This window comes from Microcoleus sp. A003_D6, from assembly GCF_036702825.1.
In the GTDB taxonomy this organism is placed as follows: Bacteria; Cyanobacteriota; Cyanobacteriia; order Cyanobacteriales; family Microcoleaceae; genus Microcoleus.
On sequence record NZ_JAUBWA010000204.1, the window covers coordinates 1 to 6798 of the forward strand.

Below are 6798 nucleotides of genomic sequence, written 5' to 3' on the forward strand. Positions count from 1 at the left end.
CATAATTTCAGAAATCGCGTATTAGCTTGTTTTTCTGATTAGATAAAATTATCACCACAAGTTCAGGAGAGCCATCTGGTTTAGAAGAATGTGTCTTGTTTTTTCAATAAAAAGGTTATGGAACATGAGTATCGCTAAAAGTACCCAAACAAAGCTGATAGAAAAAATCCGTAGCTTACCACCGGATAAAATTACGGTATTAGAAGATTTCCTCGACTTCCTATTAACTCGAAGTGAAGATAGTCTTTTAACTTATAGTGCGACTAAAATCTCCGAAGCAGCTTTTGCTAGAATTTGGGATAACCCAGAGGATGCTGAGTATGACGAGTTATAGTTTTGGTGATGTGGTGTTAGTTCCGTTTCCGTTTTCGGGAAACTTAAGAAATACAATTTAATTTTTGACTTCCTGAAATATCTTATAATATTCGCAAATTATTTCAATAAAAATATCCCCTTCTAAGCGAAAGTGAATCAAAGAGGATAAATCTAAATTCGGAGGAAAATTGAAGGGATAGGAAAGGGAAGATAAGAAAGTTTCAGCATTTTTTTCAAGCTTTCTGAGTTCTACTTCTCCTACCCAAAAACAGTAATTTTCATCATCGGAATTGATGGGGCGAGAAATCATTAGGTGAAGAATGCGATCGAACTCGATCGCTACATCTCCCACTTCGGGCCCAAAGGTGAAGTCTAAACGCAAGCCAAGATTTTGAGGGCGGAGTGAAACTCCTACTAAATCGGCACTTTTTAAGTCTTCTAAAAAGGTTTTGAGGTTGAGTGCGATCGCGGTTGTCATAGAATCACTTTTTCTCCGGTATTATGTGTCTTAGCCCCTGGTTCAAATTTTATTAGATTTCCATCTCGATCGTATCTACGACGGTAAGTTTTGCCACCCGTCCCGCGTATCTTTGGCCCTGTACGCACTATTTCACCATTTGGTCTAATATGAATGATACTGCCATCTGGGTGTTCAAAGCTTTGATAGCTGCCTTTTGTGCTCGTTTGAAATTGAAAGCCGTAACTTTCCAGTATGATGAGGACTTCTGACAGTGTTTTTCCTGTCTGATCGGGAAGTTGCTGTGCGGCTGGATTCATTGGCTGTGGAAGGAAGAGATTGCGATCGATCGCCTTTTTGATTGTATAACGGGCGATCGCACTTCCCGACTTTCTGAAAAATAGGGTTTATGCTGCTTCCACTTGTAACCGACGTTCTACTCGTTCGTATTCATCTTCTAACAGCCAGAGTTTAGCTTGTTGATAACTTGAACTCGCAAATACGATCGGATAACTTTGAGCAGGATCGTAAATACAGCTATTACCTGAACTGTCACCCAGTAAAATTAGGACGTAAGGTGGTGATGCTGTCGGATCTACCCATAATTCTGTGAATTCCCAGTTATCGGCTAGGTTTGGTTCTGGGGATAACATGATATTTATCTCCTTTAAAAATATCTCGCATCTATTTCCTTTGAGGAAATTCTACCACTTCTGATTCCTGAAGACGTTGCGATAATAGGCAATCTTCAAAGCTGAAAGCTTCTGAGTCTAGAAAACTAGCAAGTGCCATTTCGATCGCAGCTTCGAGAGAACATTCTAGCTGCGTAGCTTTTTCCATCAGGGCGACTTTCACATAGTCAGGCAAATGGGTCATCAGCGAATGAATGGCTTCTGGCGGTAAGTGTTGGATATTGAGGGTCTGAGTCATTGTTCTCTGGGGATTTTAACGTTGTAGGGAGGATTTGTAGCTTGAAGGATGAGGGTTTCTAATTCATATAATAACCCTGGTTTTTGCCATTGGTTGAGGGTAACGAAGGCAATTCTCACATCATCTGGATCGTAGCGATCGAGCCAGCCCCAGAGAAAGGCTTTGTGACCGCCTCGCAGTCGATCGCGGAGGTTCTTGGCTTTGCCGATGTAGAGTAATCCTTGAATGCGATGTCGAAAGGCGTACAAACCAACTCTAGCAGGAATTGTGTCGAAGTCGTGGCTGAGGGGATGGCATCGATCGAAGGGGGTAAAGGCGAGATTATCGAGAATTTGGCGGGCTTCTTGCTGGATGGGGTTGGTCATGGAAATTGGGAGATGCAAGCGGTTATTCCATCCTACAAGTAGAAGCGATCGCTCTTTTAATCAATCCCATAAAAGGCGATCGCGAATTCATTCCAAATAGTGATCGCCCTTCTGAATCTAGCTGATTAAGGGCGATCGCTCATTATTCACCGCAGATGGACGCTGATTAACGCGGATGTAAGAAGGGCTCTCGCCATGATTGATGAATTATGGGCGAGATCCTTTCTGAGTCTGGGTAAAAAAGGGCTCTCGCTCTTCCCAATTTATTATTATAAAATTACACGTTGTGTGAGACTTGACCAAAAATGGCAAAATCTGCCATAATAAGATAACGAGTTAAATGAGGTAAGTAATACCCGTGACAAGTATGAATATTTCTCTGCCTGACTCAATGCGAACTTATATAGAAGAACAGGTAGCCCAAGGGGGTTATAGTACAGCTAGCGAGTATTTTCGTGAGTTAATTCGTCAAGACCAAAAACGTAAAGCTTCAGAACGTTTGGAAGCGATGTTATTAGAGGGCTTGGAATCTGGAAATTCTACAGCGATGACTGAGGAAGATTGGATGGAGATTCGTCAAGCTGTGCGATCGCGTATTTCCCAGAATCAGGGGTTGCAGGGATAAAAATGACGTCGATCCAAAAACGTCCGCAAGTTATCCGTGATTTGATTGAATTAGCTACTTACATTGCGGAAGATAATATGGATGCTTCCGATCGCTTTCTGGTCGCGGCGGAAGAAACTTTTAAACAATTAGCCCAAACGCCAAAAATAGGAAAACTCTGTCAATTTTCTCATCCTAGTTTAATCGATGTGCGACAACAAGCTATTAAAGGTTTTAGAAGATATCTGATTTTCTACCGTCTTATAGATTCAGGGGTGGAAATTTTGCGCGTGATTCACGGGGCACGGGACATCGAAGATATCTTTGATAATGTTGATGAGAATGAGTAAATCTTTAGTCTTGAGGTGAAAAGTTGAAGAGCGATCGCCCTTCTGAATTATTAGAAAGGGCGATCGCTCTTTTTTAACCGCAGATGGACGCAGATTAACGCAGATGTAAGAAGGGCGATCGATCTTTGGATTGTAAAACGGGCGATCGCCTTTCTGAATCTGGTGCAGAAAGGGCGATCGCTCTGAATCGCCCTAAGTGTTGTAACCTGAACTGGATGAAGACGAAGAATTACTACTTGGAGTATTAGTGTCTGACACTAGAGAAATAGACTTCCAGTAACCGGAGTTAGTAAAAGGTTTAGTAGAAACAGAAGAAATAGGAATGGTTACTTCTCTAGACCCTTCAATATCGAGAGGTAAATTGCCCAAGACATTTCCAAGTATCCCATCAGGCATCTTGTTTCCAAGAATTTTTTCAATAGCATCACCAACACCAACCGATACAGAACCTTTTGCTAAAGCTGCAAAATTCGTTTCTATAATTATCTCTGGACGTACTCGCAGAGCTTGAGGAATAAAGCCTAGTGGGCTTTCTGTCCCTCCAGATTGACCGAGGGGTACATAGAAATCACCAGGATTACCATCGATATTATCGGGGTCGAACCAAAAGCCAAAAACTTTAGCTTTTGATGTTTGCTTGAACCCTAAATCAAGGCCAAGCTCGAAGAAATCAGGAATTTCACCCAGCTTATTCATATCCAGCTTCACCCCAGCCGTATCATCTGCCTCCATTTCATTACCTTGCTTCCAGAGATTGGTATTGAGATTAAAACCTAGATCAACTTCTGCAAATTCTGATGCACCAGGTGCTAGTAGCTTTCCCATTAGCTGTTCAATAGTATACTTGAACTCATCATCATCAGTGCGAATCTCCCCAGATATATCTCCCTGGAAAGGAATATTTTTGATATTTGCTTTGACTCCAGCACTTACACCGAGACCAGCCCCAAGTCCTAAATACGTGGACATATAGGGAGTCTCGGGGTTGAGATTCGCAGTGTTAACCGACAAAGTTGTCTTCCCTGTCATACCATCAGTTGTTGTCTTGACCTGGAAATCGCCTGACAGTCCAATATCAACTGTACCAGCACTTAAAAAGCCATAAATTTTGGCATCAAAAGATGCTTCCAGACCTACCTGCATACCGAAAATATCCCATTCTTCAGTCTGAGGCTTAACTGTAAATTGACTATCAAAATCGAGACCCCCCAAGCTAGCATTACCCCACAAGCTAGCATTATCTAGCTCGAAGCGAAGTTTTGTAGATGCGCTACTAGACTGGTCTGGGTTCAGACCACCACCATTATTTACACCGCCATTATTTACACCGCCATTGTTTCCACCATCATTGTTTCCACCATCATTGTTTCCACCGCCATTGTTTACACCGTCATTGTTTCCACCGTCATTGTTTCCACCAGTGCTAGGCTTCGTTACGCCTAGTTGACTGCCAATATTAGTCGGTGTCTTAGGTAGTGTTGTCCCGTAGCGATAAGCAGTTGCTTTACTACCATTCCAGTAAATGTAACCATCCTCAAAGTATTGAATGATATTTCCATTTCCCAGACCCTTTTCCCCACTTTTCGGCTCGCCTAACCAGCCCTCCAATCCACCGTTTTTCAAGAATGTCTGACGGATAGCACCGTAAAGTGGAAAGGTTCCATACTGGCTGCTGACGATCGACCCATTCTCAAATTTCTGATAACTCGCACCATTATAATTGGTGACATCAGAAATGGGATTGCCCAAAGTCCCTTGATAATTCTGGAAAACTGGATAGAAATTGCCACCAACGGTGTGACCGTTTACATTAATTGAATTAGATGGCTGCGTTGGGCCTGGATCGGTGATAACGGTGCCTGGATCGGTGATAACGGTACCTGGATCGGTAATCACAGTACCTGGATCGGTAATCACAGTACCTGGATCGGTAATCACAGTGCCTGGATCGGTAATCACAGTACCTGGATCGGTTGTGCCGGGGCCCTGATCCGTTGGTTGCTGAGGTGCAGATACCTCTTTAGGAACCCAATATTGCTCCCCTGGATAAATCAAATTCGGATCGCCGGAGGGAATCGTATTATCGGGATTGTTGGCAATCAGTGACCAATCATTCATATCACCCGTTCTGGATGCGGCGATTACTGATAGATTGTCGCCATCTTGAACTGTATAAAGGTCCCAGTCATACCACTTGCCATTATGCTCAAAAGCTTCCGTCGCCCTTTCTGAGGGTGTAACTTGTCCCTCCAAACCCCAAGTTGTCGGATTCGAGAAAGGTGTCGGAATATAAGCTTGCGGCGCTGTTTCCTTTGCCAATTCCACAGCTTTATTGAAATTCACCACCCCAAAACCCGTTTCTTCATCCCATCCGGGTGCCTTCAAATCGATCGCACTTCCAGTCAAAATGTCAATCACTTGGGTAGCATTCAAATCAGGATTACTCTCCCAAACCTTAGACGCCATCCCCGCAGCCTTAGCCGCCGCAGCCGAAGTACCCGCCATCGTGCCTAAATCATCGCCAACAGTCGATAAAGTCGGATTGTCGATCGAACCACCGGGCACTAAAATATCCAAACCGTAGCCGTAACTCGAATAATCCGATCGCCCAAATCCATCCGACGAACCAACCGTGATAATATTGTCAAACTCCTGAGAAGATTGACCCAAAACCGACATCACACCGCCATCATTACCCGCCGCTACAACTAACAGCACCCCATTTTGACGCGCATTTTCTAACACAGCCCGCTCTCTGGGTGTAAACTCGTAACGAGTGGTAATGCTACCATCAGCATTTTTCTGAGTTAAATCGAGGGGAAGAAGTGCGATCGCATTCTTTTTCTTTTGCGCCTTCGCCTCACTCACAAAATCATTTAAAGCTAAATCCCATTCCCCAGAACCAATTGCCCGACTTAGATAAACATTCGCCTTATCGTTGTAGCCGTCAATGCCTTTGTCGTTGCCTTGAATTGCACTCACTAAACCCCAGCTAAAAGTGCCGTGTTCGTTACCTGTACCGGCAGTAAACAAAGGATTGCTGTCTTTGTCGATGCGATCGCGCCCCAATGTCACTTTAGAGTAATCCAAATCGGGATTGTTCGTCGCAAACCCAGTATCGATGATGCCGATAAATGCGCGATTTTCTGGTGGCGAACTAATCGGTAAATCGGGTTCAACAGGTGGTTCCGGGTTGATCGGCTGCGACATATCATCGATCGGCTCAAGTCCAACTAGAGGCGGTTCCGAGGCGATCGTAGGCGGTTGCACTGGTGGTGTTGGAGGGGCGATCGGCAGCGTTGCTACAGGCGGTGTTGTCGCAACAGGCGGCGTTTCCACAGGAGGCGCGACAGCCACAGGTAATGTTTCCACAGACGGCGTTGTCACGGGAGGCGCGATAGCAACCGGCGGTTTTGTTTCTACAGGCGGCGCGACAGCCACAGGCGGTTTTGGATCAATCGGTGGCGTTTCCACAGGAGGCGCGACAGCCACAGGCGGTTTTGGATCAATCGGTGGCGTTTCCACAGGCGGCGCGACAGCCACAGGCGGTTTTGGATCAATCGGTGGCGTTTCTACAGGAGGCGCGATAGCCACAGGCGGTTTTGGATCAATCGGTGGCGTTTCCACAACAGGCGCGATAGCCACAGGCGGTTTTGGATCAATCGGTGGCGTTTCCACAACAGGCGCGACAGCCACAGGTGGTTTTGGATCAATCGGTGGCGTTTCCACAACAGGCGCGACAGCCACAGGTGGTTTTGGATCAATCGGTGGCGTTTC

The 6798-nt window shown here is 45.0% G+C and carries 10 protein-coding genes; 3 read left to right on the top strand and 7 right to left on the bottom strand.

Translation table 11 applies throughout. From position 1 onward, the window contains the following. The first annotated feature begins 124 nt into the window (after positions 1-124). Positions 125-334, top strand: coding sequence for a toxin-antitoxin system, antitoxin component, Xre family protein (locus QUB70_RS30770; protein ID WP_332985536.1), 210 nt, complete (start codon positions 125-127; stop codon positions 332-334). Between the two features lie 57 nt (positions 335-391). Here the strand turns inward: QUB70_RS30770 and QUB70_RS30775 are convergent, their stop codons facing one another. From QUB70_RS30775 to QUB70_RS30795, 5 genes are all read right to left on the bottom strand, one after another. After that, on the bottom strand, positions 392-793 hold the full coding sequence (locus tag QUB70_RS30775) for a hypothetical protein (protein WP_332985537.1): 402 nt from the start codon (positions 791-793) through the stop codon (positions 392-394). Then, positions 790-1092: a PASTA domain-containing protein gene (locus tag QUB70_RS30780; RefSeq protein WP_332985539.1), complete on the bottom strand. Its 303-nt coding sequence runs from the start codon at positions 1090-1092 to the stop codon at positions 790-792. Before QUB70_RS30780 ends, QUB70_RS30775 begins: the two co-directional genes overlap by 4 nt. Positions 1093-1179: 87 nt before the next feature. Continuing rightward, positions 1180-1425, bottom strand: a complete 246-nt coding sequence (locus tag QUB70_RS30785; RefSeq protein ID WP_332985541.1) for a hypothetical protein — start codon at positions 1423-1425, stop codon at positions 1180-1182. A gap of 31 nt (positions 1426-1456) precedes the next feature. Beyond that, on the bottom strand, positions 1457-1702 hold the full coding sequence (locus QUB70_RS30790) for a hypothetical protein (protein WP_332985542.1): 246 nt from the start codon (positions 1700-1702) through the stop codon (positions 1457-1459). Then, positions 1699-2067, bottom strand: coding sequence for a GIY-YIG nuclease family protein (locus QUB70_RS30795; RefSeq protein WP_332985543.1), 369 nt, complete (start codon positions 2065-2067; stop codon positions 1699-1701). Before QUB70_RS30795 ends, QUB70_RS30790 begins: the two co-directional genes overlap by 4 nt. 367 nt (positions 2068-2434) lie before the next feature. Between QUB70_RS30795 and QUB70_RS30800 the strand changes: the two genes are divergently transcribed. Both QUB70_RS30800 and QUB70_RS30805 read left to right on the top strand, forming a co-directional pair. Further along, positions 2435-2692, top strand: a complete 258-nt coding sequence (locus QUB70_RS30800) for a type II toxin-antitoxin system ParD family antitoxin (protein WP_332985544.1) — start codon at positions 2435-2437, stop codon at positions 2690-2692. Positions 2693-2694: 2 nt separating this feature from the next. Further along, complete coding sequence (locus QUB70_RS30805) at positions 2695-3021, top strand: type II toxin-antitoxin system RelE/ParE family toxin (RefSeq protein WP_332985546.1); 327 nt, start codon at positions 2695-2697, stop codon at positions 3019-3021. A 192-nt stretch (positions 3022-3213) separates the two neighbouring features. Here the strand turns inward: QUB70_RS30805 and QUB70_RS30810 are convergent, their stop codons facing one another. Continuing rightward, complete coding sequence (locus QUB70_RS30810; RefSeq protein WP_332985548.1) at positions 3214-6615, bottom strand: S8 family serine peptidase; 3402 nt, start codon at positions 6613-6615, stop codon at positions 3214-3216. After that, positions 6594-6798: hypothetical protein (locus QUB70_RS30815; RefSeq protein ID WP_332985549.1), on the bottom strand; the 205-nt coding region annotated here is incomplete at its 5' end. The genes QUB70_RS30815 and QUB70_RS30810, both read right to left, overlap by 22 nt.

Excerpts from the sequence above, each read along its gene's own strand:
- QUB70_RS30770 (WP_332985536.1), top strand. The coding sequence starts at position 125 with ATGAGTATCGCTAAAAGTACCCAAACAAAGCTGATAGAAAAAATCCGT.
- QUB70_RS30775 (WP_332985537.1), bottom strand. The coding sequence starts at position 793 with ATGACAACCGCGATCGCACTCAACCTCAAAACCTTTTTAGAAGACTTA.
- QUB70_RS30780 (WP_332985539.1), bottom strand. The coding sequence starts at position 1,092 with ATGAATCCAGCCGCACAGCAACTTCCCGATCAGACAGGAAAAACACTG.
- QUB70_RS30785 (WP_332985541.1), bottom strand. The coding sequence starts at position 1,425 with ATGTTATCCCCAGAACCAAACCTAGCCGATAACTGGGAATTCACAGAA.
- QUB70_RS30790 (WP_332985542.1), bottom strand. The coding sequence starts at position 1,702 with ATGACTCAGACCCTCAATATCCAACACTTACCGCCAGAAGCCATTCAT.
- QUB70_RS30795 (WP_332985543.1), bottom strand. The coding sequence starts at position 2,067 with ATGACCAACCCCATCCAGCAAGAAGCCCGCCAAATTCTCGATAATCTC.
- QUB70_RS30800 (WP_332985544.1), top strand. The coding sequence starts at position 2,435 with ATGAATATTTCTCTGCCTGACTCAATGCGAACTTATATAGAAGAACAG.
- QUB70_RS30805 (WP_332985546.1), top strand. The coding sequence starts at position 2,695 with ATGACGTCGATCCAAAAACGTCCGCAAGTTATCCGTGATTTGATTGAA.